This window comes from Salinimicrobium oceani (genome assembly GCF_012037645.1).
Genome location: NZ_JAAVJR010001284.1, coordinates 1 through 333, shown reverse-complemented (window position 1 = coordinate 333; position 333 = coordinate 1). Strand labels below are relative to the sequence as shown.

The 333-nt window shown below is 43.5% G+C and carries 1 pseudogene; it reads left to right on the top strand.

Annotation, left to right across the window (positions count from 1 at the left end):
* Window positions 1–66: 66 nt before the first annotated feature.
* Window positions 67–333: pseudogene (locus HC175_RS24510) on the top strand (kynureninase); the annotation flags it as partial.

Here is a 333-nt window from a genome sequence, read left to right as displayed (position 1 = left end):
GCTAATGGCCAACAGCCAAAGGCTTTTTAGACCTGCTTTTCTTACTTTTGAAAAAAAAATCTCCCAATGCAGTTTCAAAATACACGACACTACGCCCAACAACTCGATCGACAGGATCCTCTAAAGAACTACAGAAATAAATTCCATTTCCCTAAATTGAACGGCAAATAAGTAATTTACATCACCGGGAATTCCCTGGGATTGCAGCCAAAGAACGCAAAACAGTATGTTGATGAGGTGATGACGGACTGGGCTGAGCTGGCGGTGGAAGGGCATTTTCAAGCGGACAAACCCTGGTGGGATTATCATGAGCGTTTTGCTGAAAAACTGGCT